Genomic DNA, 26,430 nt, shown 5'->3' with positions numbered 1-26,430 from the left:
GCTGCATACTGATTAAGGTCATGATTAAGGAGCCGCTCAATGAGCCGTACTGTTTTTTGTACCCGTCTGAAAAAAGATGCGGAAGGTTTAGATTTCCAACTTTATCCCGGCGAGCTGGGAAAGCGCATTTTTGACAACATTTCGAAAGAGGCCTGGGCTGAGTGGCAAAGCAAGCAAACCATGCTGATCAATGAGAAAAAGCTGAACATGATGAATCCAGAACATCGCCAGCTACTTGAGACTGAAATGGTTAACTACCTGTTTGAAGGCCAGGACGTCGTGATCGACGGTTATACCCCGCCAAGCGAATAATCCCCTCACGGATAGCGGGCTAATTGACCGAAACCAGAGTTGCTTTCATACCAATAAAGGCAACTAACATCACGGTTTATCGATATTTAGCCGTTAAAAAGCTTACCGGGAGTGACAGAAAATGACATCATTGATAGCCAATCAATGATGTCTTTTTTTTACCTGCCTAATTTATGAAAAAACGCTTTTTTATCTTGTTGTCTTTATTTCTGCTAAACGGATGTAGCCGTGAATTAGTCGAAAAAATGTATGACGTCGACTACGGTACGACCAACCGCTTTGCCAAAAACCTTGCGCCGCTGCCGGGGCAATTTACCAAAGATGCCGCTGCGCTTGACCGCTTGCTCAGCTCCTTTAACGGTAAAGTGAAAAGGTATTGGGGAGACAATGATGCCCTGATGGCCAGCAAGCGCCAGTATGTAAAATACACCGATGGTTATCAAAGCCGTACCCATGTCGACTTTGAACGCGGAGTGGTTATCGTTGAAACTGTTGCCAAAACCGAGCCGGAGAAACATTTAAGCGAAGCCATCGCCACCACGTTACTCACCCCTGACAACCCTGCTGGCGTCGATCTCTACTCAGATTTGGCCATTGAACTGAAGGGGAAACCTTTCCTTTACGGCCAGGTTTTAGATCAGGAAGGCAAACCGGTTGAGTGGTCATGGCGGGCGAATCAGTTTGCCGAGTATCTGGTCGGCAGCCAGCTGAAAAAGAAGATGATCCGTTACCAGCAGGCTTACTATGTTGAGATCCCGATGGTGGCCGATCACGTCAATAAACGCAGTTATAAATATGCCAGCATTGTGCGAGATGCCTCGCGGCGCTATGGCATTAAAGAAGATCTTATTTACGCCATCATAAAAACAGAAAGCAGTTTTAACCCCTATGCCGTCAGCCGGGCCAATGCCTATGGCCTGATGCAGGTGGTTCCGAAAACCGCCGGGGCCGATGTTTTCAAGTTGGTAAAAAATAAATCAGGCACACCATCGCCTGAGTATCTGTTTGATCCGGCCAATAATATTGATACTGGCACGGCCTATTTTTACATTTTGCGTAACCGCTACCTGAAGGATGTACAAAATCCGTTGTCGCTGCACTACAGTATGATCTCGGCCTACAACGGTGGTACCGGTGGGGTACTGAGTACTTTCGATCGCGATAGAAAACGGGCAATGCGGGACTTAAATAACTTGCAACCCAATCAAGTTTACTGGGCATTAACCAATAAACACCCAAAAGCCGAGGCGAGGCGCTATCTGCAAAAAGTCACCGACTTCCAAAAAGAATTTAATCAGGGAAACATCTAGCCAGTAGGACCGGCGAGTGGTGATTTTATCGCCACTCACCAGCCAAAACCCCTCTGATGTGGCGATCTTATACAGCGAAAATTCATCAGAAAAGTGATGAACGGGCGCAGAGTGAACAAAAAGCGAGCAAGCAAACCATTTCCGCACTTTTTCTCGAAAAATAAGTTGACGAAGCAAGTGAAAACCCGTTTAATAGCGCTCCGTTGCCTCGATAGCTCAGTCGGTAGAGCAGAGGATTGAAAATCCTCGTGTCGGTGGTTCGATTCCGCCTCGAGGCACCATTACTTCTTTTAGGCCGTTCGTAAGAACACTTTTAGAACATGGTGCAAGCAACGAAATGACAATTCCCCCTTAGTTCAGTTGGTAGAACGGCGGACTGTTAATCCGTATGTCGCAAGTTCAAGTCTTGCAGGGGGAGCCAAATTTCGTTTTGAGCCAATGGCTTGGAACTAAAAAAGATTTAGTGTGCCGACTTAGCTCAGTAGGTAGAGCAACTGACTTGTAATCAGTAGGTCACCAGTTCGACTCCGGTAGTCGGCACCATTTCTTAGCGATTGTTGCCAATAGCAACATTGCAAGAGTAGAAAGCCTTAACATCTTTTTACTTTTGCCTCGATAGCTCAGTCGGTAGAGCAGAGGATTGAAAATCCTCGTGTCGGTGGTTCGATTCCGCCTCGAGGCACCATATAATTCCCTTTTAGTTCAGTTGGTAGAACGGCGGACTGTTAATCCGTATGTCGCTGGTTCAAGTCCAGCAAAGGGAGCCAATTCGTCTTTAAGCGTAAGCCTGAAGGCAAAAAAATTAGTGTGCCGACTTAGCTCAGTAGGTAGAGCAACTGACTTGTAATCAGTAGGTCACCAGTTCGACTCCGGTAGTCGGCACCATTTTTTAGCAATTGTTGTCTATAGCAGCATTGCAAGAGTAGAAAGCCTTAACATCTTTTTACTCTTGCCTCGATAGCTCAGTCGGTAGAGCAGAGGATTGAAAATCCTCGTGTCGGTGGTTCGATTCCGCCTCGAGGCACCATATTGAAAGAGCCGAGATTAAAGGTTCGAGAATCAAGTTCCAGAAACTCGACACTCTTTACTCGTCTCTCAGGCATAATTCCCTTTTAGTTCAGTTGGTAGAACGGCGGACTGTTAATCCGTATGTCGCTGGTTCAAGTCCAGCAAAGGGAGCCAAACATTGAAAGCCTCATCTTCGGATGAGGCTTTTTTTGTATCTGATACTCCCTCACATCATTACCTCAATTCCACCTTCGCTTGATTTTGTTCTTTTTTACGTTTTTTCGACTAAATTTAGAGAGTACCTATCATTAGGAAGATCAGACTCAAGGAAGAATAGATGATCACGTTGTTTGGCTACCCTCGCTCCCGTTCATTACGTGTCTCCTGGCTGTTAGAAGAATTAGGGGTGGAATGGCACTACCACTTAGTTGATCTGGCCAAAGGTGAACATAAATCTTCGGACTACCTCTCCATATGCCCGCAAGGCAAAGTACCGACATTAAAAGATGACGGGATCATCATCTGCGAGTCTTCCGCCATTTGCCTCTATCTTGCCGAAAAATATAACCGTCACTGGTTGCCGGAACCCGGCAGTGCCGAAGCCGCCCTGCACCACCAATGGGTGAGCTTTGTTACCACCGAATTGGAACAACCTTTGTGGAGTATGGGAAAACATAAATTTGCTCTGCCTGAACAAATCCGCCTGCCGGAAATGCTCGCCGTCGCAAACTGGGAATTTAAAAAAGCCGCACAAACCGCCGAGTGCTGGCTGCCCTCCTCTGACTACCTGTTAGGAAAATCGCCATCCGTCGCTGATATTCTCTTGGCTCACACCTTAAACTGGGCCGTAAAATTTGAACAAAAACTCCCGCCCGGGTTAGAAAAATATCGCCAGAACCTCAGTAAACGCCCCGCTTTAATGCGCGCTTTAAATCAGGAGCTATTTGCTTTAACAGAGAATTGAGAAACGTTACAGTGCCTTATACCGAATCCATCAATTAGTGCGGAAGGGTTCAAAATACAACCGATCCGCACAAAAAAGCAAAGGTCACGCTTCATTTCACAAAAAACCGTTGACGAAACAGCTGAAAACCTTTTAAATGCGCCCCGTTGCCTCGATAGCTCAGTCGGTAGAGCAGAGGATTGAAAATCCTCGTGTCGGTGGTTCGATTCCGCCTCGAGGCACCATGATTTTAAAGTGATTGATTTTATTACTGCTTGTCAGTTATTCATCAGTCGCTAGCAGGGCAAGGTTAATACCCCCCTCAGGCAACAAATTAAAGTGTGCCGACTTAGCTCAGTAGGTAGAGCAACTGACTTGTAATCAGTAGGTCACCAGTTCGACTCCGGTAGTCGGCACCATTTTTTTGCGATTGTTGCCAATAGCAGCATTGCAAGAGTAAAAAGCCTTAACACCTTTTTACTTTTGCCTCGATAGCTCAGTCGGTAGAGCAGAGGATTGAAAATCCTCGTGTCGGTGGTTCGATTCCGCCTCGAGGCACCATATTAAAAGAGCCGAGATTACAGGTTCGAGTTCCAGAAACTCGACACTCTCTACTCGTCTCTTAAGAATAATTCCCTTTTAGTTCAGTTGGTAGAACGGCGGACTGTTAATCCGTATGTCGCTGGTTCAAGTCCAGCAAAGGGAGCCAATTCGTCTTTAAGCGTAAGCCTGAAGATAAAAAATTAGTGTGCCGACTTAGCTCAGTAGGTAGAGCAACTGACTTGTAATCAGTAGGTCACCAGTTCGACTCCGGTAGTCGGCACCATTTTTTAGCAATTGTTGCCAATAGCAGCATTGCAAGAGTAGAAAGCCTTAACACCTTTTTACTTTTGCCTCGATAGCTCAGTCGGTAGAGCAGAGGATTGAAAATCCTCGTGTCGGTGGTTCGATTCCGCCTCGAGGCACCATATTGAAAGAGCCGAGATTACAGGTTCGAGAATCGAGTTCCAGGAACTCTCTACTCGTCTCTCAGGAATAATTCCCTTTTAGTTCAGTTGGTAGAACGGCGGACTGTTAATCCGTATGTCGCTGGTTCAAGTCCAGCAAAGGGAGCCAATTCGTCTTTAAGCGTAAGCCTGAAGACAAAAAAATTAGTGTGCCGACTTAGCTCAGTAGGTAGAGCAACTGACTTGTAATCAGTAGGTCACCAGTTCGACTCCGGTAGTCGGCACCAGTTATAAAAAACCTCATCATTCGATGGGGTTTTTTTTTACCGGTACAATACTACCCCCGTGATCACTTATATTATTGTTTTTTAGTACGTTACCATAAACCAGGCGTCATCCATGGCTTACTATTCAGTCCTTCCGGTCATGATTATTCTGTACTAAGTATTGATAATGCCATCAAAATAAAGAAAATAGATTAGTCATCGCGATATACTGCCTGATCACATAACTATCTGGACAATTCAGAGCCTCTCAACCGTGCAGGACAAGCCGAAAATACTTTACCCGTGGTTTTCTATGTAGATAAGCTTATAACACAATCACGTTGCACTGACTGGCTCCCTTTGGATCACCACACATAACAAGAACAAGTTGCTGGAAATAATAATGGCAAGCATCAAACTCTCCGTGGAACGACTAACCGAAGGTTTATACGTCAAGCTTCCACTGCAATGGACAGATCACCCTTTTTTACTGAACCATTTCAAAATAAAAGATCAGCAGCAGATCCGCTTAATTAAAAATCTGGGCGTTCAGTATGTTTACCTACTCCCGGAAAAAAGTGATACCACTCCGCTTGAACCTAATGCTCCTGTCGAATCAATGTCTGAGCAGGAAAGCCAGTTTTTAGACAAGCAAGCGGAAAAATTATGGCAAGAAAAACAAAGCCGGATTGAGCGCCTTAAAAACTACAAACGCAAGATCCATCGCTGTGAAAAGAATTTTGATCGCTCAATGTCACAATTGCGCGCTATCGTCAGCAAAATCCAGAGTCGTCCATTGACCGCCATTCAGGAAGCCGAATTCCTGGTTGAAGGTATGGTCGACGCCCTGATGGAATCTGACAACGTCGCCCTGCACCTGATGAACGACAACAAAGAGTGTGAAGATATTTACTTTCACTCTCTTAATGTCGCAACCATGTCGATGATGTTGGCGAAATCGAGCGGCATGCCCGCCGACGAGATCAAGACGATAGCCTTGGGTGCCCTGTTTCATGATATGGGCAAATTAAAAGTCCCAACCGCCATTGTCCGTAAGACAACGCCACTGACGGCACCCGAAGAAAACTACCTGAAGCTTCATACCAAATACAGCTTGGATCTGGCCAATCTTGCGAAGAATTTCCCGCAAGGGGCGAAGAATATTTTAGCCCAGCACCACGAATTGTTGGACGGCAGCGGCTACCCGCAGCAGCTAAAGGGCAACGAGATAGATTTAACCGCCCAGTTAATCGGGGTGGTCAATGCCTATGATAATCTCTGCCACCCGCAGGATCCGAGTACAACACGGATTCCAAATAATGCCCTGTCATACTTATTCAAAAATAAAAAGGCGCAGTACAACAGTGATTATCTGGCACTCCTGGTTCGCTTGATGGGGGTCTACCCGCCAGGCAGTGTGGTGCAATTATCAAATCAGCAATTGGGGCTGGTGATCTCGGTTAACTCTGATCGCCTGCTGTACCCCAATGTCCTGATCTACGATCCTTCGGTCCCTTCAAATGAAGCACCGATTCTGGATTTGGAAGAGAGTAATTTGAAAATAGAGCGGGCTATTGCACCGAACAAGCTGCCGGAAAACGTCTATGTGTACTTAAATCCACGAGTGCGTATTTCCTACTATTTCGATCCGGACGATTAAGGCTGACGAATGACATAAAAAAGCCCCTTGCGGGGCTTTTTTATGACTTACCAGCTGAACATCTCTTTTATCCAGGCGGCGGGCTTATCGCCTCGGCACCGCTCTTTCAGCTTTGCTTGCTGATCCCACACCGGCAGCGATTGCTGACCTGCGCAGTCCATCTCTAACGTCCCATTTGGCTGCCTGTTATATTTCACCGTCGTCATCTTCTTCGGCCAGGCCAGTCGTAGTACTTCGGGGCTGCGGCGCTGCAAATAGTGGCTATACAAACGTAATGCCCCTGCCGACCCCGTTAGATTGACCGGTTTGTTATCATCTCGGCCAACCCAGACCGTCACCACTTCACGCCCATCAGCCCCCGCATACCAACTATCCCGGGCTTTATCGGTCGTCCCCGTTTTTCCTGCCAGTGCGGCCCAGCCAAATTGAGGCTGCAGGAAGCGTGCTGTTCCCTGGCTGACGACATTTTTCATGCCATAGGTTGTCAGCCATGCGGCTTGCTCTGGTACCGCCTGGGCAGCTTTAGGGTAGCCCTGATATAGTATATTACCCTGTTGATCGACCACGGCACGTAAGGCTGTCAGCTGCGCTTTTCGACCGCCGCTGGTTATCGTCTGAAACATCTGGGTAACTTCAAAAGGGGTTAAGGTAAATGCCCCTAACAATATCGATGGCAGTCTCGGGATCTCATTACGATCGACGCCTAGCTGAGCCATGGTTTCAATCACCGGGCCTAACCCCACCTGCAGGCCGATATTCACGGTCGGGACGTTGAGTGATTTGGCCAATGCATAATACAGCGGCACCTCACCCCGGAACTTGCGATCATAGTTTCGTGGTTTCCATTGCGTGCCCTTGCTGCCTTGTAACATGATCGGCTTATCATCGATGGTACTTGCCAGCGAGAAACGCTCCGGCTGGCGTAAGGCCGCTAAATAGACCGCAGGCTTCACCAATGAACCGATCTGGCGGCTGGCATCAAGCGCACGGTTAAAACCCGCATAACCCGGCTGGCTGCCACCGATCATTGCACGTACCTCACCAGACAAACGATCCACCGCCACCAGTGCTGTTTCCACCTTGGTCCCGGCCTTTTTATTCAGCTGCGGTATCATTTCGGCCACCGTTTTTTCCGCTTCTTGCTGCGACAGCGGATCTAAGGTACTGAAAATACGCAAACCAACCCCAGGGGTAAATTTATCGCCCACTTTCTGTTTCAGTTCACGCTGTAACTGCTGGAAATAGGCCGGCTGACGCGTCGCAATCATCGGCTTCGCCTGCAGATCTAACGGACGAGAAGCGGCTTGCTCATATTGGGTTCCGTTTAAAGTCCCGTTATCCATCATCAGACGCAGTACCAGATCACGGCGCTGACGAGCACGCTCCGGGTTACGCCATGGATTATAGTATGACGGCCCTTTGATCAGCCCCACCAGCAAGGCTTGCTGGTCAATCCGTAATTCCTGTATGGGACGGCCAAAGTACAGCCGTGCCCCCAGCGCAAAACCATGGACTTCTTTCGCCCCATCCTGACCGAGATAAATTTCATTCAGGTAAGCTTCCAACACCCGATCTTTACTGTAGCGATAGTCAATGATCAGCGCGATACCTGCTTCGCGCAGCTTGCGCCATAAGCTTCTTTCCCGGGTCAGAAACAGGTTTTTAGCGAGCTGCTGAGTCAGGGTACTTCCTCCCTGTACGGTACGCCCAGCCTTCAGGTTAGCGAATAAAGCCCGTCCGATCGCCAGCGGAGAGACCCCTTCATGATGATAGAAATCCCGATCTTCGGTCACTAATAATGCATCGACCAGTATTTCAGGAAATTGCTCGCGGGGTAAAAAGAGCCGCTGTTCATCACTGGAAGAGGCCAGCATACCGAGCATTTTCGGCTCAATACGGACATAACCGAGCTGCTTCTGACTGCCGGCCTGATGAATACTATTCAATCCGCCCTGATCAAATGTCAGCATCACATGGCGCTGGCCTTCATGACCATCATCAAATTCAAAAGGGCGCCGGATTAATTCAATCCGGGTGGAAGATGAAGAGTATTCCCCAATCCGTTGCGGGTTTCTGACTTTATGATATTGCAGCAGATCCAGCTCGCGCCTGACCTCTTCTAACGTAATGGCCTGCCCCGGTTGCAGCGTCAGTACCCGGCCATAGACCACTGCGGGTAAATTCCATAGCTGACCGTCAAACTTATCGCGAACGATCATATCAAGGTAGATACCAATCACCACCAGCACGGCGATAACCGCAACCGTCACTTTCAGACAAAATCCGGCCAGCCACTTCAGCCAGCCTGGCTTTTGCGGGCGCTTCTTAGCCGTCGTTTTTTTCTTCGAACGCGATGTTTTCGCCGCCCCTTTCTTGGCTGGCGCTTTAGCCGGTGATTTACGCCGCGTTGTGACGGGTTTCTTCGGCACCGGCGTTTTTGGCCCTGCTTGTTTCGATCCAGACACGGCAAGGTGTAGAGGCAACTTAATCATAATTAGTCAACTATGGTGAATCCCAAAAATAAGCATTTAACGTTATAAATATTTTTTCGTTTTTCGCGTCGGCTCATGGTGTGCCGGATCATCCGGCCAGACATGCTTAGGGTAACGCCCTTTCATTTCTTTTTGCACATCGCGGTACGATCCTGACCAGAAAGCGGCCAAATCCTGAGTGATCTGTAACGGCCGTTGCGCGGGTGACAGCAGTTCAAGCACCAAAGCGATACGTCCATTGGCAATCTGAGGCGAGGTCTTTTCTCCGAACATCTCCTGCATTCGTACCGCCAGTACCGGTGGTTGTCCGACGAGGTAACGGATCGGATAGCGAGAACCGGTGGGGACCTGATAATGGGTCGGCAATGCCGCTTCTAAGGCTTTAACTTGCTGCCAGCCTAAACGTGCTTCTAACGCCGCACACAGATCCAGCCTGGCGACCGCCTTGAGGGTTGTCATGCCCGTCATAAATGGCAGCAGCCACTGCTCTGCTTCTGCTAACAACGTTACCTCATCCATCGCAGGTAAAACCAGCTCAGGAAGCCACTGCGTCGCACAGCGGGCACGAACCAGAAGACTCTCTGCCTTGCTATTCCATGGCAATGCAGCCAGCCCTTTGCGCACAATCGCATTGAGTAAGGCTTCGCTGGCTTTAGCCGGATCCGGCTCTGCCAGCAACGTCCGCTGGAGAATGAGTTTGCCACAGCACAGATGCTTTTCCGCCGTTAAACGGCCTTTCTTATCATCCCAGTCCAGCCACTCCCGCTCGGTAAACAAATGCGGCAATATCGCTTGTAAACGGTCACTATCAGCGGCTACCGCCGAAAAAATCCGGCTGTCGCCCTGGCGGGTTTTCACCACGTCCGCCACCACCAACATCATTTCTGCGGCCATTGGCTCATCGGCAGGCAACATTGCCCCCTGTCCATTCGCCAGCTGATAACGTCCGTCACGACCGCGGGATCGCGCGATACGATCCGGATACCCTGCCGTCATCAATGGCGCGATCCAGCTGGCATCAACAACCAGCGAAGAAGATAGCCGACGGGTTAATGGGTCTGATTTGATAAGTTTGGTCAAATGTTGCCGAGCCCGTTGTTGATAGTGCCCGGATCGTGGCAATTTACCGCTTTCGAGTAAATTTAACTGAAAATGCAAATCCGGACTGGCCATGCCACGTGGCGGATCTTCCAGCAATGCCACCAGCATCGCTGCCGTAGACGTTGCAGCACTGCCCTGCGCCTTCGCCATCAACAACATCGCAGCATGGCGCGGATCGGCCCCCAACGATTGGATCTGCTGGCCTGTTTCCGTCAGCTGGAAGCGTTCATCCATGGCACCAAGCTGCTGCAGTAAACGGCAAGCTTGAGCCAGAGCCTGGGCTGGCGGTAGATCTAACCAGCATAAGTCACCGGCATCCTGACATCCCCACTGTGCCAACTCCATGGCTAACGATGTCAAGTCAGCCCGTAGGATTTCAGGCTGTGGAGTGGCGGGCTGGCGGGATAACATCTCTTCGCTGTACAGCCGCAGGCAAATACCGGGCTCAAGACGCCCCGCACGCCCGGCACGCTGCTCAGCGGAAGACTGGGCTATACGCACCTGCTCAAGCCGGCTGATCCCGGTTTTAGGGTCCCATTGGGCAATACGCTCTAAACCGCAATCCACCACCAGCCGAATACCTTCAATGGTTAAGCTGGTTTCAGCAATATTGGTTGCCAGGACGACTTTTCGCAGGCCTGAAGGCGCCGGGGCTATCGCTTGCTGCTGCTGGCTGATATTAAGCTGGCCGTACAGCGGACTGACCATAATATTCGCGCCAACCTTGTCAGCCAGCAGCTCAGCTAACCGCTTAATCTCACCGGCTCCGGGTAAAAACACCAGCATCGAGCCTGATTCGCTATCAAGCAGCTTAAGGATTTCACGCGCGCAGCTATTTACAAAAGCAAAGCCATCAGACTGCTGATAGCTGTCATTGAGCGTCTTATAACGATACTCGACCGGAAAGCACCGCCCTTCCGATTCGATATAGCCGGCATCTGGCAGTAGCCCGATCAGCGCATCGGCATCTAAGGTTGCCGACATCACCAGCAGCTTCAAATCATCACGCAACGCTTCTTGTACTTCCAGAGCTAAAGCCAGGGCAGTATCAGCATGGACGCTGCGCTCATGAAACTCATCAAAGATCAGCAGATCAATGCCTTCCAGCTCAGGATCTTGCTGCAACATTCGGGTCATCACCCCTTCGGTCACTATCTCCAGCCGGGTTTCTTTACTGATTTTGGTTTCGCCACGAACACGTAAGCCCACCGTCTGGCCTACCCGTTCCCCCAGCAAAGAGGCCAGATAACCGGCAATATTTCTGGCGGCCAGACGACGCGGCTCAAGCATCACAATACGGCCGTTGAAACATCGGTTTTGCAGTATAGCCAGTGGCAAACGGGTTGATTTACCCGCACCTGGCGGTGCTTTAAGGATCAATTGAGAGCGGGTCTCAAGTTCATTGAGCAGTGATGAGAGTACGGCATCAATAGGCAGCTGTGACAATGTTAAAACCTTGTGTCATGATCAAATGAGACTGAAGCCATTGTACAAGATATCGAGGCCAAATGAGTGACATAACTGAACGGCTATTTTTCGCTTTAGATTTACACCATAACGGCACCAATCAATCCAGTTTTCGCCAACTGTGCCAGTTAAAGCAAGATCTTCTGTGTGATGGACGAGACGTTCCGGAACGCAATCTTCACATCACGCTGGCCTTTCTCGGATCCGTCACGGCAAAGCAGAAACAAGCCTTGATCAATTACACCGGTAAACTCACGACGATCCCGGCATTTTCTGTCAGCTACTCGCAGCTTAATTACCGAAAACGCAATAAAATTATCTGGCTGGACAGTGATAATCCGCCCTTCCCCTTGTTAACATTGGCTTCAGAGCTGAAGCAAGCGGCTATAAAAGCAGGCCTGCAACAGGAGGACAGGCCATATCGTCCCCATATCACGCTGAAAAAACAGGTCCGCCGCCCACCGCAGTCATTGCCCGCCTCCCCGGATTTACACTTTGATTTTCGACACTTTGGCCTGTATATCTCTGAAGCGATACAGACACCCCATGGCTCGGGGGTACGTTACCGCTGCCTTCAACAATGGCCGCTATCGCAACCTGACAAGGAATCCAAATGAAGTTTGCTCCTCCGTTACAATCCGCTACGCTTATCAAGCGCTATAAACGCTTTTTGGCCGATATAGAATTGCCTAGCGGAGAAATCTGTACTATCCATTGTGCTAATACCGGTGCCATGACAGGTTGTGCCGAGCCAGGCAGCACGGTGTGGTACTCAACATCCGATAACCCTAAACGAAAGTACCCACATAGCTGGGAATTAACCGAGACAAAAGCCGGTCATTGGATATGTGTGAATACTGCCCGAGCCAACCGTCTGGTGGAAGAGGCGATAAACAGGAATATCATCACAGAATTACAAGGATATTCATCACTCAGAACAGAAGTAAAGTATGGTAGCGAAAACAGTAGGATAGATATTCTATTAGAAGCTGAAGATAAACCCCTTTGCTACATTGAAGTAAAAAGTGTCACTTTATTAGACAACGGCCGGGGGTATTTCCCCGACGCTGTGACCACCCGGGGTCAGAAGCATCTGAGAGAATTGGCCGAAGTAGCCCTAAATGGTCAGCGCGCAGTGCTTTTTTTCGCTATTTTGCATTCAGGGATTGAAAATATCACGGCGGCGCACCATATAGACCCGGACTATTATCATTTAATCAAACAGGCAGAACAGGCCGGCGTTGAGATCATCTGTTACAAAGCTACACCAAGCCAGGATGAGCTCATATTAACTGACTGTATAGATTTTCACCGACAACGCTGAAAAATGATGCATTCTTCACATTGGTGTAAAATTGAATATATGCAGCAATTGCCACGCATAACCCTTTCTGCTATAGATACCGCCCCAAATTAACCAGTGACGGTTATTAGGTATATTAGGAGATGCTATATGCCAGAGAGCAACGTTAAAAAATCGCTAGGCATCCTGGCTATTGCCGGAGTTCAGCCGTATCAGGAAAAAGCCGGCGAAGAATATATGGGTGAAGCTCAGCTAGAGCACTTCCATAAAATTCTTGATGCCTGGCGTAACCAGCTTCGTGAAGAAGTTGATCGCACGGTTAACCATATGAAGGATGAAGCCGCAAACTTCCCGGATCCAGTAGACCGCGCCGCACAGGAAGAAGAATTTAGCTTAGAGCTACGCAACCGTGACCGTGAGCGTAAGCTGATCAAGAAGATTGAAAAAACGCTGCAGCGTATTGAAGACGATGACTTTGGTTTCTGTGATTCATGCGGTGTTGAGATCGGTATTCGTCGCCTTGAAGCGCGACCAACCGCCGATCTTTGTATCGACTGTAAAACACTTGCGGAAATCAAAGAAAAGCAGATGGCAGGCTAATACCTCAGGTATTATTCGGCGACTGACTTTAAGAAGGAGCGAAAGCTCCTTCTTTCATTATACCCGCGGCAAGTTGGTTTTATAGAACATACATCAATCGAATTAATCCACTGAAAGTTATATGATTAATTACCTCGGTTAATGTTATTGCTGTTGCGTCCATTTCGGTTTCGCCTTTTACCTTGAGCGAAATCATCATGCGTGAAGAGTGACAATTTTTATTTATTTATGAACACTGACATTCACTACGTTGGGCGGTTTGCTCCTTCTCCGTCAGGACCGCTGCATTTCGGCTCCCTGATTGCCGCTTTAGGCAGCTATTTACAAGCCCGATCACAACAAGGGCAATGGCTGGTACGCATAGAAGATCTTGACCCGCCCCGGGAAATACCCGGCGCAGCAGACGACATCCTGCGTACGTTAGAAGCTTATGGCTTAACCTGGGATGGCGAAGTAATGTATCAAAGCCAGCGTCACGACGCTTATCAGGCACAAATTGATGCCTGGTTAAGTGATCACACCGCTTACTACTGTCAATGTACCCGTAAACAAATTAAACTTGCCGGTGGCTTATATCCAGGAACTTGTCGCGAACTCAACTACCTCGCAACCCATTGCTCGGTTCGACTTAAAGTTGACACACCTATCACTCACTTTGTTGATAAATTACATGGCCGCATCGAGATCCCGGCCGCACTGGCGCAGGAAGATTTCATTATCCGCCGTCGTGACGGCCTCTATGCGTACAACTTAGCCGTCGTACTTGACGATATTGAACAAGGTGTGACCGAGGTGGTTCGGGGGGCTGATTTAATTGAACCGACGGGACGTCAAATCAGCCTGTATCGCTACTTAAAGCAACCTGAAGTCAGTTACCTGCATTTACCCCTTGCAGTGACAGACAATGGGAATAAGTTATCCAAACAGAACCATGCACCGGCCATTGATAAAGACCACCCCAAACCGGCTTTAATAAATGCCATGACCTTTTTGGGTATGGCTCCACCGGCTGATTTAATCAATGCCAGCATGACTGAAATTTTGCAGTGGGGCGTTGATAACTGGGATATTGATAACCTGCCTCAAACCACTGCGATCACTCTAGCATTCTAAAATGGCTCGCCGTGATATATCATATGCGGCTGTTTGTTGAACCAGATGCACGAAAATGAGGTGTATTATCTTTAATCGAGTAGCCAGCTTTTGCCGTAAAGTATTGAATCGCGACAGTAGTACGCGCGTCAACGAGGAACCAACCTTGCAAATTTTTCAACGCCAAGAGCACGGCATTTCCCGTAACGCTATCAGCGAAAATGCGCTGAAGGTACTTTATCGCCTGAATAAAGCGGGGTTTGACGCCTACCTTGTCGGGGGAGGCGTACGTGATATTTTACTAAACAAACAGCCGAAAGATTTTGATATCGCGACCAACGCCACGCCGGAAGAGATTAAGCATCTGTTTCGTAACTGCCGTTTGATTGGTCGTCGCTTCCGTCTGGCGCATATTCTGTTTGGCCGTGATGTGATTGAAGTTGCCACCTTCCGTGGACACCACTCCGATCCCCAAAGAAAACCTGACGTCAAAGCTAAACCAGACGTCAAAGATAAGCAAGATGCAAAAAACAAACAGCAGATTTCCTCACAAAGTCAGGAAGGCATGCTGCTGCGTGATAATGTCTACGGCACCATAGATGAAGATGCCGAACGTCGCGACTTCACCATCAATGCCCTGTATTACAGCATCAAAGATTTCACCGTACGAGACTACGCCAACGGGATCCATGATCTGAACAATCGCATCATTCGCCTGATGGGTGATCCTGAAACCCGTTACCGTGAAGATCCCGTCCGTATGCTGCGTGCCGTTCGCTTTGCCGCGAAACTGGATATGGACATTGACGCCACAACCGCGGCGCCGATTGAGCAGCTAGCACCCTTGTTACGTGATATCCCTTCTGCTCGCTTGTTTGAGGAAAGCCTTAAACTATTGCAAGCCGGCCAGGGGCTGGAAACATATAAGTTACTGCGCCAGCACAACCTGTTCCAGCAGCTGTTCCCGATCCTCTCTGATCACTTCACAGAAGATCACAGCAGCCAGACAGAGCAGATGATTGAACACATTCTGGCCGCAACGGATGCGCGTATTGCCAATGATCAGCGGGTTAATCCTGCGTTTATGTATGCCGCCATGCTGTGGTATCCGCTAACGACCCGAGCTGAAGAGATTTCATTTGCTAGTGGCCTAGCCTTCTACGATGCCTTTATGGTCGCTGCGAACGATATTTTGGATGAACAGGTCCGGACCATTGCGATCCCACGCCGCCACACCACCACTATCCGTGATATCTGGCAGCAGCAACTTCGCTTCAACCGCCGTACCGGCAAGCGTGCTTTCAAAACATTAGAGCACCCTAAATTCCGTGCGTCCTATGATTTCCTGGAAATGCGCGGGCAGTTTGAAGGCGATGATATTGCGGCGCTGGCCAGCTGGTGGAATGAATTTCAGAATGCTGACCGCGCACAGCGCAACAAGATGGTGCTGCAAATAAATGATGGTAGCGGCAGTCGTCGTCCTCGCCGCCGCCGTCCGCAGCACCGCAAGAAACCACAAGCTAAGTCACCATCATGATTCGAGCTTATATTGCCATAGGCAGTAACCTGGGTGACCCTGTTGCCCAGGCCAACAGCGCTATCACGGCACTGAAACAGATTCCGGACATTGAGGTTGTTGCTGTCTCTTCACTCTACAGCAGCACCCCAATGGGACCGCAGAATCAACCGGATTACATCAATGCCGTGGTCGCCATTGACACGTCATTATCCCCGCTGAACTTGCTGGATAAAACGCAGGCCATCGAACTTGAGCATGGCCGTGTCCGCAAAGATGAACGCTGGGGGCCAAGAACGCTGGATCTCGATATTATTTTATATGACGATCTAGTGCATCACTGTGAACGTCTGACCGTTCCACACTATGGAATGAAAGTACGTGAATTCGTACTTTATCCTCTTGCCGAAATTACCCCTGATTTGATTCTGCCTGACAACACAGCATTGCAACAGCTGTTAGCTCAGGTAGACCGCAATGGCTTAGCCATTTGGCAATCGTAGTCCATTGATCAGGGTGAGGGAGAAGCTATGAAAAAGATAACAATCAACGACCTGATGAAATGGAAGCAAGAAGGTCGTAAATTCGCGTCGGTAACAGCCTATGACGCAAGTTTTGCTCAGTTATTTGAGCAGCAGGAAGTTCCAGTTTTACTGGTTGGTGATTCTTTAGGAATGGTACTGCAAGGTAAACCTGATACTTTGCCTGTAAGTGTAGAAGATATCGCCTACCACACCCGCTGTGTACGTGCTGGTAGCCCGAACTCATTACTGATGGCTGATATGCCATTTATGAGCTATAGCACCCCTGAGCAAGCTTGTGAAAGCGCCGCTGAGCTGATGCGTTCGGGTGCCAACATGGTCAAGCTGGAAGGCGGATCCTGGCTGGCCGAAACCATTACCAAATTAACTGAACGTGCCGTACCGGTTTGTGCCCACTTGGGCCTGACTCCGCAATCAGTCAATATTTTCGGCGGTTATAAAGTCCAAGGTCGTGACTCCGACCACGCTGAGCAGATGGTAAAAGATGCTATCCTTTTGAAAAATGCCGGGGCGCAAATCATTTTGCTGGAATGTGTTCCTGCAAGCCTGGCAGAACGCATCACCAAGGCGGTAGAAGTACCGGTAATTGGTATCGGTGCAGGTAATGCTACTGATGGCCAAATCCTGGTTATGCACGATATGTTCGGTATTTCAGCTAATTACATGCCACGTTTTTCGAAGAACTACCTGGCCGAAACCGGTGATATGCGTACCGCTGTGACTAAATACCGAGAAGACGTTGAAGCAGGGGTTTTCCCTGGCCAAGAACATACCTTTGAGTAAGGAATAAAAGATGCAAACATTCGCCGAGATCGCCCCGCTCAGAGAGCAGATCCGCTTATGGCGTCGTGAAGGCCGTCGTATCGCTTTCGTTCCAACCATGGGCAATCTTCATGACGGTCACCTGACTCTGGTTCGTAAAGCCCGTGAGCACGCGGATGTCGTTGTTGTCAGTATTTTTGTTAACCCGATGCAGTTTGACAAAGCGGATGATCTCAATAACTACCCCCGCACCCTGGAAGATGATCTGGCGAAACTGAACGGTGAAGGTGTTGAGCTGGTATTTACCCCAACGCCAGAAATCATGTATCCGCAAGGGTTAGATAGCCAGACCTTCGTTGATGTACCCGGCTTATCGCAAATACTTGAAGGCGCATTGCGTCCTGGTCATTTCCGCGGTGTTGCCACTGTCGTGACCAAGCTGTTTAACATCGTCCAGCCAGACGTCGCCTGTTTTGGCGAAAAAGACTTTCAACAACTGGCCCTTATCCGCCAGATGGTGACAGATATGGCGATGGACGTTGAGGTTATCGGTGTGCCGACAGTGCGCGAAATGGATGGCCTGGCAATGAGTTCTCGCAATGGCTACCTGACCGTTGACGAACGTCAACGCGCGCCGGTACTCGCTCGCACCATGCGCTGGATCAGCAGTCAGATGCGCGGTGGCCGTACCGATTATGCAGAGCTTATCGTTGATGCCAATGATCAGCTGCGTGCAGCAGGCTTGCTACCTGATGAGAGCTACATCCGTGATGCCGTAAACCTGCAAGCTATCACCGAGGAAACTCAACAGGCGGTGATCCTGATGTCGGCTCAATTAGGTAAAGCACGTCTGATTGATAACCTGGTTGTCGATCTGACGCCGCCACAACCGACAGCTGCAGAATAACCCGCTAGCTGATTCTGATTAGCAAAAAGGCCCTGCTCGATAAGCAGGGCCTTTTTTGATCGCACCGAATAGACTTTTCCTCCCCCCCACACAATTCCGTAGCTGTTCAGCTTTAAGCTATTTCGTTCAAGAACAAAGAGAAAGCGCGGAGTTTGTTAGTATAAATGAGCACTTTCGATGCCGGTATTGGGCGAAATAGCAATGAGATGAATAGTTACTACGAGCGGAGGCCGATACCGCGCGATATCAGGTAATGAGCAACCCCATACAAGAATGTGATGAAGACGGTTAATACGCCGAATGATGTACCGATCCCGACATCAGAGACCCCTAAGAAGCCGTAGCGAAACGCATTGACCATATAAACAATCGGGTTCAGCTTCGATACCCCTTGCCAGAATTCCGGCAACAGGCTGATCGAATAAAACACCCCACCGAGATACGTCAGTGGCGTTAGCACAAAGGTAGGAATAATGCTTATATCATCAAAGGTTTGAGCATATATCGCATTAATTAGCCCACCCAACGCAAACACAATCGACGTCATCAGCACTGTCGCGACAATCACCCCAAAGTGAGCAATATTCAGATCGACAAACAGCAGTGAAACGACCGTCACGATAAAGCCGACGATCAAGCCACGCAGAACTCCACCGCCAATGTAACCGGCAATAATGACGTAATTCGGCACCGGGGCGACTAACAGCTCTTCAATATTATGCTGAAACTTGGCACTGAAGAATGACGAGGCGACATTCGAATACGAGTTAGTGATCACCGACATCATGATCAGGCCCGGTACAATGTATTCCATATAGCTGAAGCCGTTCATCTCACCGATACGGCTCCCGATCAAGTTGCCAAAGATAATGAAATACAGCGTCATCGTGATCGCAGGCGGTACCAGTGTCTGCACCCAGATGCGGGTAAAACGGTGTACTTCTTTGGTGATCAGGCTTTGGAAAGCAATCCAGTACTGCTGCCTCATGATCGCTCTCCTTTACTGTGTGCCACCAGGGTAACAAATAACTCTTCCAGCCGGTTGGCCTTGTTACGCATTGAAAGCACGTCAATGCCTTGCGCCGTTAGCTGGCCAAACAGCTGGTTCAGACCGGCCCCTTTATGAATATCGATCTCCAGGGTGTGGTTATCCGGCATTTTCCAGTTCACGCCATCAAGCTGGGGTTTATGGCCATTGAGCTGAATATCCAGAATGAAGGTTTCAACTTCCAGTTTGCCGAGCAGATCTTTCATGGTGGTATGTTCAATCAGCTCACCATGATTAATGATGCCAATATTGCGGCATAACATTTCCGCTTCTTCAAGATAGTGAGTGGTCAGAATAATAGTCACCCCCTGACGGTTGATCTCTCGCAGGAATGTCCACATTGAACGACGTAATTCAATATCAACCCCGGCGGTTGGCTCATCCAGGATCAATAACTTAGGCTCATGCATTAATGCACGGGCAATCATTAACCGGCGCTTCATCCCCCCTGACAGGCTACCAGCCCGTTCATGACGCTTGCCCCAGAGATCAAGTAGTGAAAGATACTTTTTAGCCCGCTCTCTGGCTAATGATTTTTCCACACCGTAATAACCGGCCTGGTTAACCACAATCTGCTCCACCGTTTCAAACTGGTTGAAGTTAAATTCCTGCGGCACCAGACCCAGTTGATTTTTGGCTTCAACCAGCTGGGTATCCAGATCATAGCCAAAGACCTTCACACTGCCTGATGTCTTGTTAACTAACGAACTTATTATTCCAATGGTGGTCGACTTACCGGCACCATTAGGGCCTAGCAGTGCAAAAAAGTCACCCTGCTTGACAGATAAACTCATATTTTTCAGCGCATTAACGCCACCTTTATAGGTTTTACTTAAACTTGAAATTTCTAATGCGTTCATAAAATGCAACATAGATGTTAGAAAAATTACAACTAATCCGATTTGCTATTAGCCCAGTTTGTGTATAGTAAAGAATCTATCAGATTAAGGCATCATCATGGCAGAAATTAAGCAGTTATTTGCAAATAATCTCTCTTGGTCAGAGAGCATTAAGGAAGAAACGCCAGAATTCTTTTCTCATCTGGCAGAAGCACAATCCCCGGAATATCTTTGGATTGGTTGTTCTGATAGCCGGGTTCCGGCAGAGCAACTGACCGGGCTGGATTCAGGAGAATTGTTTGTTCACCGTAATGTGGCCAACCAGGTCGTCCACACCGATTTGAATTGCCTCTCTGTAGTGCAATATGCCGTTGACGTCCTGAAGGTCAAACATATTATTGTCTGCGGTCATTATGGTTGCGGTGGGGTAACAGCCGCCATTGAGAATCCTCCCTTAGGGCTGATCAACAACTGGCTGTTGCATATTCGTGATTTGTATTTAAAGCATCGCAACGACTTAAGCGGATTATCCGCTGAAGAATGGGATAACAAACTGTGCGAAATCAATGTTGCCACGCAGGTCTATAACCTGGGCAATTCCACCATCCTGCAACAGGCCTGGGAACGTGGCCAGGAGATCAAAATTCATGGCTGGATCTACGGGATCAACGATGGCGTTCTCCGCGATCTCGCCGTCAACGCAAACAGTCGGGAATCACTGGAAGACACCTACCAAGCCGCCATGTCAGCACTGCTCGCACCGAAAGAATCATAAGCCAATAAAAAGCGACCTTTGGTCGCTTTTTTAGAATAACGCTTTACGCGGTCATTAGTATTAATCTTCCAACGGTACAACTTTACCAATGTAAGGCAAATGGCGGTATTTCTGTGCGTAGTCGATACCCACACCGACAACAAACTCATCCGGGATCACAAAACCAAACCAGTCAACCTTCACGTCCACTTCACGGCGCTCGGGCTTATCAAGCAGAGTACAGATACGAATAGAGTTTGGCTCACGCAGGGCAAGAATTTCACAAACTTTATGTAAGGTATTACCGGTATCGATAATATCTTCAACCAGCAGAACATCTTTACCCTTGATGTCATCATCCAGATCTTTCAGGATACGGACATCACGGTTACTTTCCATGGTATTGCCGTAACTTGATGCAGTCATGAAGTCTACTTCATGAGGTAGTTCAATGGCACGCGCCAGATCGGCCATAAAAACAAAAGAACCACGTAACAAACCGACCATCACAAGGTTTTCAGAATCCTTGTAACACTCGGTAATTTGCTTTCCTAACTCTTTTACTCGTGCCTGAACATCCTGCTCAGAAATCATTACTTCAACGGTATGTTTCATCTTTTTCTCCATCAGTACGACCACGCCAGCCGCCTGTAGGCTACACATCACAAAGAAGCCATATTCTAACACTCATTCAACGTAATAGTTATTTTATAGATAGTGTCAATTATACGACACACTTCTTCCAAGTAAGATTTGATGCATATCCATTGCTGCTGTAAAGTTATACAAAAAAAGAAATACATAAAACTTATAAATACTTACGGCTAGGGAACAAGCAACTATGGATACGATAGTAAAGAAAACTCGCACTCGTTTATCTCCGGAAAAAAGGAAACAACAACTTCTCGATTTTGCCTTAGACGTCTTCGCACGACGTGGTATTGGCAGAGCTGGGCATGCCGATATCGCTGAAATGGCAAACGTTTCGGTTGCCACTGTGTTTAACTACTTTCCGACCCGAGAAGCATTAGTCGAACAAGTGCTTGTTCAGGTAGAAAACCGTTTCAGCCAACTGCTGACACAATGCCTGGAAGACCAAGATACGAGCCTTCATGCCCGTTTAACCGGCATTACCCATAATCTCATTGATGCCGTTATCGAGCAGCAAGACTGGCTGAAGGTATGGTTTGAGTGGAGTACCTCGGTACGCGAAGAAATCTGGCCGCAGTATATAAGTGGCAACAAAAGCAGCCTGAAACGTGTCACTGACATCTTTGCTCAGGGGATTGAAAAAGGTGAACTAGCGGCTGATAAAACGCCTGATGATCTTGCCCATCTGCTGCACGGCATTTGTTATATTCTTTACCTTCAGGCCAACCGCCATCCGGATCAAGACAAAATGCGTGAACAGGCACAAAGCTATCTCGACACCGTCTATCCGACGTGACAGATTTAATACTCGATAAAAAAGGCCAACATCATGTTGGCCTTTTTACTTTTTAATCAAAACTTTACCAGCGCTAGCAGGCGGTCGCAAATACCACCGGATCATGCGGTTCAATGTTGACAGAAACTTTATCGCCAACCTGGAGGATCAAGTGTGAATTGACCACTAAACTATGGCCCTGGAAATCCACCGTATAACGGCAGTTATCCCCCATGAACTGTTGTTCGGTGATCACCCCTTCGCCATTATTCTCGCGCTGCACTTTTAAATTCTGTGGGCGCAATAACCATTCAACATTCGTCTCCGGGCAATAATAATGGTCAGCTTTGAATTCAATATCACCGAATGGCGTGAATAAATGACTGTCATTTTTCACCGTCGCAGGCAGGTAAGAGCCCGTACCTAAGAACTCTGCAACAAAACGGCTGCTTGGGCGGTAATACAGGTCAGTCGCGCAACCAAATTGTTCAATCACACCATTATTCATTACCGCTAAACGATCGGCAAAAGCAAACGCTTCTTCGCGGCTGTGGGTCACGAAAATCGCGGTTACGCCTTGTGCTTTGAAGATCCGGCGAATATCGCGGATCAAGCCATGGCGCACCTGAGTATCAATATTCGAAAACGGCTCATCCAGTAAAATCAGATCAGGCTCGCACGCTAATGCACGGGCAATCGCGACCCGCTGTTGCTGCCCTCCCGACAGCTGATGCGGATAGCGGTCATCGAGACCGGTTAGATGAACCAGCTCCAGCATTTCCTCAGTTTTGGCCTTAATCCGTGATGGCTTCCAGTCTCGCAGACCAAATGCAATATTCTCAGCCACAGTCAGATGGGGAAATAACGCATAATCCTGGAAAATCATTCCAATATTACGCTTTTCTGGCGGTAAGCAAGTTGTTGCATCAACTATGGTTCTGCCATTGATATGTATCTCACCACTGTCCAATGGCAACAAGCCGGCTATCGCCTTGAGCAAGGTTGTTTTACCGCAACCACTCGCCCCCAGCAGGCAGACGATCTCATTATCTTCGACAGGCAGCGAGAGGTTCTGTAATACCGCCTGGCCGTTATAGCGGCACGTTAAATTATGAACGGATAATGCACTACTCATCAGTGTTTCTGCTCCAGAGAACGGTTAACCATCACCAGTGGGATCAAGCCAACAAAGACCAATAAAATCGCAGGCAGAGCCGCAAGCTCTAACTGCTCATCTGAGGCGAAGTTAAAGACATAGGTTGCTAATGTCTCAAAGTTAAACGGCCGTAACAGCAAGGCGGCATTGAGCTCTTTCATTGATTCAATAAACACCAGCAAACCCGCAATCAGGCAACCGCGACGGATCAGCGGTAAATGCACACGGCGCAACATTGCCGTTGAGGCATAGCCCATGGTTTTCGAAGCCATGTCTAATGACGGCGGGATCTTAGCTAAACTGCTTTCAATGCTACCAATAGCGACAGCGGCGAAACGGACAACAAAGGCAAAAATAATGGCAAACATCGTTCCGGAAAACACCAATCCCGGGCGGCCTAAATCAAGAAAACGCGCCACATCATTTAACAGATGATCAGCCGATGTCAGCGGGATCATCACGCCAATTGCTAACACCGTCCCCGGCACCGCATAACCCAGTGATGCCATCCGCGTCGGCACGACAGAATATTTATGGCCATCCAGTCGGCGGTAGAAGTTAACAATCAAAGCCAGAACAACAGCAAACAAAGCTGCGACAAGCGAAACAAATAAACTGTTTAAACTGTACTGCTGGAATTCTGCCGTCCAGCTCTGTGAAAAATAGTGCCAGGCATAATAAGTCAGCTGCGTTAGAGGAAAAGCAAAAGCAAACCCCACCAAGCCCCAACACCACACTATTGCCAGCCATTTTTTCCTGCCCGATAGCTGATAGCGCACATCGTCACCGTGCTCAGATTGCTGCTGGAATAGTTTCTGTTTGCGACGACTAAAACGCTCGGCACTGATCAGCAGAAAAATCACCAGCAACATAATGGCTGATATTTTAGCGGCCGCATTTAAATTGGAATAACCCAGCCAGGTGTCATATACCGCCGTCGTCAATGTATTCAGCGCAAAATAGCTGACGGTTCCGAAATCACCCAGCGTTTCCATAGCAACCAGCGATATCGCAACCGCAATTGACGGACGTGCTAAAGGCAGTGAAATACGACGGAAACTTTCCCACGGCGAGCAACGCAACAGTCTTGCCGATTGCAGCAAGGTGACGCTCTGCTCCATAAATGCCGTCCGGGCTAACAGGTAAATATAAGGATAAAGAACCAATGCCAGTATCAGACAAGCACCGCCTAACGAACGAATATCTGGGAACCAGTAGTCATGCGTGCTTTGCCAGCCAAAAAAGTCACGCAGAAAAATTTGTATCGGCCCGGCGTAATCAAACCAGTCGGTATAGATGTAACCGATGATATATCCTGGCATTGCCAGAGGCAGCACTAAGGCCCACTGAAGAATTTTTTCGCCAGGAATTCGGCACATTGCCATGATCCAGGCCGCCGGCAAACCAAAAGCCAAGGCCAGCACGACGGTACCAGTTACCAGCCAGAAGGTATTGGCAGTATAGGTGCCCATTACCGTGCTCATTAAATGAGAGAACACCTCATCGGATTCTCCCATCGCGGTATAGAAGATGGCTAAAATGGGAAAAACCAGCAGCAGGGATAATACCCAGCCACTGGTTTGCCAAAACATATATTTTTGTTTCATTGTCTACTACTTAATACTTCATCAAAGAAGTTTTGACGAGTTCAGCCACCAAGCGTTGTCATTCCGTAAAGTGAGGTACGAACTTATACGGAATCTATAGCGCACACGGTTAGAGCTGGATCCCGGATATCTCGTTCCTCGATTCCGGGATGACATGTTTAGGAGCTTCAACTATTCATAATTTATTTGAAAAAGTATTAGTACCCTTTACAACTTACAGATCAAACTTCACTTCATCCAGAAGCTTGATGGCGGCACTGTGGTACTCAGCCACTTTTTCCAGCGACAGCTCGTCTGCATTGAAGTCACCCCAGGACGCTACCAGCTCAGAACGTTTAACGCCGGCTTTTACCGGGTACTCATAGTTAACTTCCGCATACATTTGCTGTGCTTTATCGTCCGTCAGAAACTCCATTAGCTTCTGGGCATTTTCTTTGTTTGGCGCGTATTTTGCCATCGCCATACCACTGACGTTAACGTGAGTACCGTTCGCTTTCTGCCCCGGGAATTCAATGTAAACAGACTCAGCCCACGGCTTTTGCTTCTCGTCGTTGATCATCTTGCCAAGGTAATAGCTGTTACCAATAGCCAGATCACACAGCCCTTCTTTAACCGCTTTCACCTGAGCGCGATCGTTACCTTGCGGCTTACGTGCCAGGTTGGCTTTAACGCCTTCCAGCCACTCTTTTGCTTCCGCTTCACCGTAGTGGGCAACCATCGAAGAAACCAGTGACACATTGTACGGGTGCTTACCAGAACGGGTACAGATCTTACCTTTCCACTCAGGGTTCGCTAAATCGGCATAATCAAAATCGGCAGGCAGGTGACCGACACGATCACGGGATGCGTAAACATTACGTGTACGCAGCGTCAGGGCAAACCACTCGTCTTCAGAGTCGCGGTATTGTGCAGGAACGTTCGCTTCAATAGCTTTGCTATCAACCGACTGAACCAGGTGCTTATCAGACAGTTCAACCAAGCGGCTGATATCGGTTGTCAGAACAACATCTGCCGGGCTGTATTCGCCTTCTTGCTGGAGCTTTTCCGTCAGGCCTGTTTTTGCAAACTTCACATTTACTTTAATACCGGTTTCTTGAGTGAACTCTTTGAACATAGGCTCAACCAAGAAAGGCTGACGGTAAGAGTAAACATTCACTTCTTCGGCAGCAATCGCTACCTGAGGCACAGCCAAACCAAACAAAATTGCCGAAGCCAACAACTTTTTCATCGAACAAACCCTCTAATACAAAATGTAATGATAATAGTTATCAGTATCACTCAATTATACTAAAGCACTTCAACAACACAATCCATCAAGACAGATTTCAACAAAAAAAACGCTGCCAGTTGGCAGCGTTTATTAAAGTTGTGA

Annotated in this window: 22 protein-coding genes and 16 tRNA genes; 30 read left to right on the top strand and 8 right to left on the bottom strand. The window is 48.3% G+C overall.

The features are described from left to right. Positions 1–39: 39 nt before the first annotated feature. From C9I89_RS12830 to C9I89_RS12735, 20 genes are all read left to right on the top strand, one after another. Positions 40–312, top strand: a complete 273-nt coding sequence (locus C9I89_RS12830; RefSeq protein ID WP_107283735.1) for an oxidative damage protection protein — start codon at positions 40–42, stop codon at positions 310–312. Positions 313–485: 173 nt separating this feature from the next. Continuing rightward, positions 486–1,622: a membrane-bound lytic murein transglycosylase MltC gene (gene mltC / locus C9I89_RS12825; RefSeq protein ID WP_107283734.1), complete on the top strand. Its 1,137-nt coding sequence runs from the start codon at positions 486–488 to the stop codon at positions 1,620–1,622. A gap of 205 nt (positions 1,623–1,827) precedes the next feature. Next, positions 1,828–1,903, top strand: a tRNA-Phe gene (locus tag C9I89_RS12820). A gap of 64 nt (positions 1,904–1,967) precedes the next feature. Further along, positions 1,968–2,043, top strand: a tRNA-Asn gene (locus tag C9I89_RS12815). 46 nt (positions 2,044–2,089) lie between these two features. Continuing rightward, positions 2,090–2,165, top strand: a tRNA-Thr gene (locus C9I89_RS12810). A 66-nt stretch (positions 2,166–2,231) separates the two neighbouring features. Next, positions 2,232–2,307, top strand: a tRNA-Phe gene (locus tag C9I89_RS12805). A 6-nt stretch (positions 2,308–2,313) separates the two neighbouring features. Next, positions 2,314–2,389, top strand: a tRNA-Asn gene (locus C9I89_RS12800). Between the two features lie 42 nt (positions 2,390–2,431). Beyond that, positions 2,432–2,507, top strand: a tRNA-Thr gene (locus tag C9I89_RS12795). A gap of 66 nt (positions 2,508–2,573) precedes the next feature. Continuing rightward, a tRNA-Phe gene (locus C9I89_RS12790) sits at positions 2,574–2,649 on the top strand. Between the two features lie 79 nt (positions 2,650–2,728). Beyond that, positions 2,729–2,804: transfer RNA gene (locus C9I89_RS12785), tRNA-Asn, on the top strand. 163 nt (positions 2,805–2,967) lie between these two features. Further along, positions 2,968–3,594 carry a glutathione S-transferase family protein gene (locus tag C9I89_RS12780; RefSeq protein ID WP_107283733.1) on the top strand — a complete coding sequence of 209 codons (627 nt, stop codon included), beginning with the start codon at positions 2,968–2,970 and terminating at the stop codon, positions 3,592–3,594. 148 nt (positions 3,595–3,742) lie between these two features. Then, positions 3,743–3,818 (top strand) — tRNA-Phe (locus tag C9I89_RS12775). Positions 3,819–3,916: 98 nt separating this feature from the next. Next, a tRNA-Thr gene (locus tag C9I89_RS12770) sits at positions 3,917–3,992 on the top strand. Positions 3,993–4,058: 66 nt separating this feature from the next. Continuing rightward, positions 4,059–4,134 (top strand) — tRNA-Phe (locus C9I89_RS12765). 72 nt (positions 4,135–4,206) lie between these two features. Then, positions 4,207–4,282: transfer RNA gene (locus C9I89_RS12760), tRNA-Asn, on the top strand. A gap of 41 nt (positions 4,283–4,323) precedes the next feature. Next, positions 4,324–4,399 (top strand) — tRNA-Thr (locus tag C9I89_RS12755). A gap of 66 nt (positions 4,400–4,465) precedes the next feature. Then, positions 4,466–4,541, top strand: a tRNA-Phe gene (locus C9I89_RS12750). A gap of 72 nt (positions 4,542–4,613) precedes the next feature. Next, positions 4,614–4,689 (top strand) — tRNA-Asn (locus tag C9I89_RS12745). 42 nt (positions 4,690–4,731) lie between these two features. Beyond that, positions 4,732–4,807 (top strand) — tRNA-Thr (locus tag C9I89_RS12740). A gap of 382 nt (positions 4,808–5,189) precedes the next feature. Further along, entirely contained in the window at positions 5,190–6,446 is a 1,257-nt protein-coding gene (locus C9I89_RS12735; protein ID WP_107283732.1) for a cyclic di-GMP phosphodiesterase, read from the top strand. A 47-nt stretch (positions 6,447–6,493) separates the two neighbouring features. On the opposite strand, the gene mrcB is transcribed toward C9I89_RS12735, so the two are convergent. Continuing rightward, positions 6,494–8,938, bottom strand: coding sequence for a penicillin-binding protein 1B (mrcB, locus tag C9I89_RS12730; protein WP_107283731.1), 2,445 nt, complete (start codon positions 8,936–8,938; stop codon positions 6,494–6,496). A 42-nt stretch (positions 8,939–8,980) separates the two neighbouring features. Further along, positions 8,981–11,485: an ATP-dependent helicase HrpB gene (hrpB, locus tag C9I89_RS12725; RefSeq protein WP_107283730.1), complete on the bottom strand. Its 2,505-nt coding sequence runs from the start codon at positions 11,483–11,485 to the stop codon at positions 8,981–8,983. Between the two features lie 62 nt (positions 11,486–11,547). On the opposite strand from hrpB, the gene thpR reads away from it, so the two are divergent. From thpR to panC, 8 genes are all read left to right on the top strand, one after another. Then, positions 11,548–12,123, top strand: a complete 576-nt coding sequence (gene thpR / locus C9I89_RS12720) for an RNA 2',3'-cyclic phosphodiesterase (RefSeq protein WP_107283729.1) — start codon at positions 11,548–11,550, stop codon at positions 12,121–12,123. Further along, entirely contained in the window at positions 12,120–12,830 is a 711-nt protein-coding gene (gene sfsA / locus C9I89_RS12715; protein WP_107283728.1) for a DNA/RNA nuclease SfsA, read from the top strand. Before thpR ends, sfsA begins: the two co-directional genes overlap by 4 nt. Positions 12,831–12,959: 129 nt before the next feature. Next, the gene (gene dksA / locus C9I89_RS12710; protein WP_107283727.1) at positions 12,960–13,409 is read left to right on the top strand and encodes an RNA polymerase-binding protein DksA; all 450 of its coding nucleotides are present in this window, start codon (positions 12,960–12,962) and stop codon (positions 13,407–13,409) included. 240 nt (positions 13,410–13,649) lie between these two features. After that, positions 13,650–14,522, top strand: a complete 873-nt coding sequence (gene gluQRS, locus C9I89_RS12705; RefSeq protein WP_170107697.1) for a tRNA glutamyl-Q(34) synthetase GluQRS — start codon at positions 13,650–13,652, stop codon at positions 14,520–14,522. 103 nt (positions 14,523–14,625) lie between these two features. Next, complete coding sequence (gene pcnB / locus C9I89_RS12700) at positions 14,626–16,038, top strand: polynucleotide adenylyltransferase PcnB (RefSeq protein WP_245905486.1); 1,413 nt, start codon at positions 14,626–14,628, stop codon at positions 16,036–16,038. Continuing rightward, positions 16,035–16,520 carry a 2-amino-4-hydroxy-6-hydroxymethyldihydropteridine diphosphokinase gene (gene folK / locus C9I89_RS12695; RefSeq protein WP_107283724.1) on the top strand — a complete coding sequence of 162 codons (486 nt, stop codon included), beginning with the start codon at positions 16,035–16,037 and terminating at the stop codon, positions 16,518–16,520. The genes pcnB and folK overlap by 4 nt, the downstream gene beginning before the upstream one ends. Before the next feature lie 27 nt (positions 16,521–16,547). Beyond that, positions 16,548–17,342, top strand: a complete 795-nt coding sequence (gene panB, locus C9I89_RS12690; protein WP_107283723.1) for a 3-methyl-2-oxobutanoate hydroxymethyltransferase — start codon at positions 16,548–16,550, stop codon at positions 17,340–17,342. Between the two features lie 10 nt (positions 17,343–17,352). Beyond that, positions 17,353–18,228 carry a pantoate--beta-alanine ligase gene (gene panC, locus C9I89_RS12685; RefSeq protein WP_107283722.1) on the top strand — a complete coding sequence of 292 codons (876 nt, stop codon included), beginning with the start codon at positions 17,353–17,355 and terminating at the stop codon, positions 18,226–18,228. Between the two features lie 217 nt (positions 18,229–18,445). On the opposite strand, the gene C9I89_RS12680 is transcribed toward panC, so the two are convergent. Together C9I89_RS12680 and C9I89_RS12675 are read right to left on the bottom strand one after the other, a co-directional pair. Then, positions 18,446–19,216: an ABC transporter permease gene (locus tag C9I89_RS12680; RefSeq protein WP_107283721.1), complete on the bottom strand. Its 771-nt coding sequence runs from the start codon at positions 19,214–19,216 to the stop codon at positions 18,446–18,448. Continuing rightward, positions 19,213–20,136, bottom strand: a complete 924-nt coding sequence (locus C9I89_RS12675) for an ABC transporter ATP-binding protein (RefSeq protein ID WP_107283814.1) — start codon at positions 20,134–20,136, stop codon at positions 19,213–19,215. Before C9I89_RS12675 ends, C9I89_RS12680 begins: the two co-directional genes overlap by 4 nt. Before the next feature lie 97 nt (positions 20,137–20,233). On the opposite strand from C9I89_RS12675, the gene can reads away from it, so the two are divergent. Next, on the top strand, positions 20,234–20,890 hold the full coding sequence (gene can, locus C9I89_RS12670; protein WP_107283720.1) for a carbonate dehydratase: 657 nt from the start codon (positions 20,234–20,236) through the stop codon (positions 20,888–20,890). 60 nt (positions 20,891–20,950) lie between these two features. On the opposite strand, the gene hpt is transcribed toward can, so the two are convergent. After that, positions 20,951–21,484, bottom strand: a complete 534-nt coding sequence (hpt, locus tag C9I89_RS12665; protein WP_107283719.1) for a hypoxanthine phosphoribosyltransferase — start codon at positions 21,482–21,484, stop codon at positions 20,951–20,953. A 226-nt stretch (positions 21,485–21,710) separates the two neighbouring features. Between hpt and C9I89_RS12660 the strand changes: the two genes are divergently transcribed. Further along, a complete protein-coding gene (locus C9I89_RS12660) occupies positions 21,711–22,316 on the top strand; it encodes a TetR/AcrR family transcriptional regulator (RefSeq protein WP_107283718.1) in 606 nt (201 codons plus the stop codon). Positions 22,317–22,389: 73 nt separating this feature from the next. Here the strand turns inward: C9I89_RS12660 and C9I89_RS12655 are convergent, their stop codons facing one another. The 3 genes from C9I89_RS12655 to C9I89_RS12645 form a co-directional block, all read right to left on the bottom strand. Continuing rightward, positions 22,390–23,430: an ABC transporter ATP-binding protein gene (locus C9I89_RS12655; RefSeq protein ID WP_107283717.1), complete on the bottom strand. Its 1,041-nt coding sequence runs from the start codon at positions 23,428–23,430 to the stop codon at positions 22,390–22,392. After that, positions 23,430–25,058: an ABC transporter permease gene (locus tag C9I89_RS12650; RefSeq protein ID WP_107283716.1), complete on the bottom strand. Its 1,629-nt coding sequence runs from the start codon at positions 25,056–25,058 to the stop codon at positions 23,430–23,432. The genes C9I89_RS12655 and C9I89_RS12650 overlap by 1 nt, the downstream gene beginning before the upstream one ends. 214 nt (positions 25,059–25,272) lie before the next feature. Continuing rightward, positions 25,273–26,286 (bottom strand): Fe(3+) ABC transporter substrate-binding protein, encoded by a 1,014-nt coding sequence (locus tag C9I89_RS12645; RefSeq protein ID WP_107283715.1) that lies wholly within the window; start codon positions 26,284–26,286, stop codon positions 25,273–25,275. Positions 26,287–26,430 lie beyond the last annotated feature (144 nt).

It is taken from the genome of Photobacterium lipolyticum, from assembly GCF_003026475.1.
GTDB classification, from domain to species: domain Bacteria; phylum Pseudomonadota; class Gammaproteobacteria; order Enterobacterales; family Vibrionaceae; genus Photobacterium; species Photobacterium lipolyticum.
Note: the sequence above shows the minus strand (reverse complement) of the source record. Positions and strands in the feature narration are given on the sequence as shown.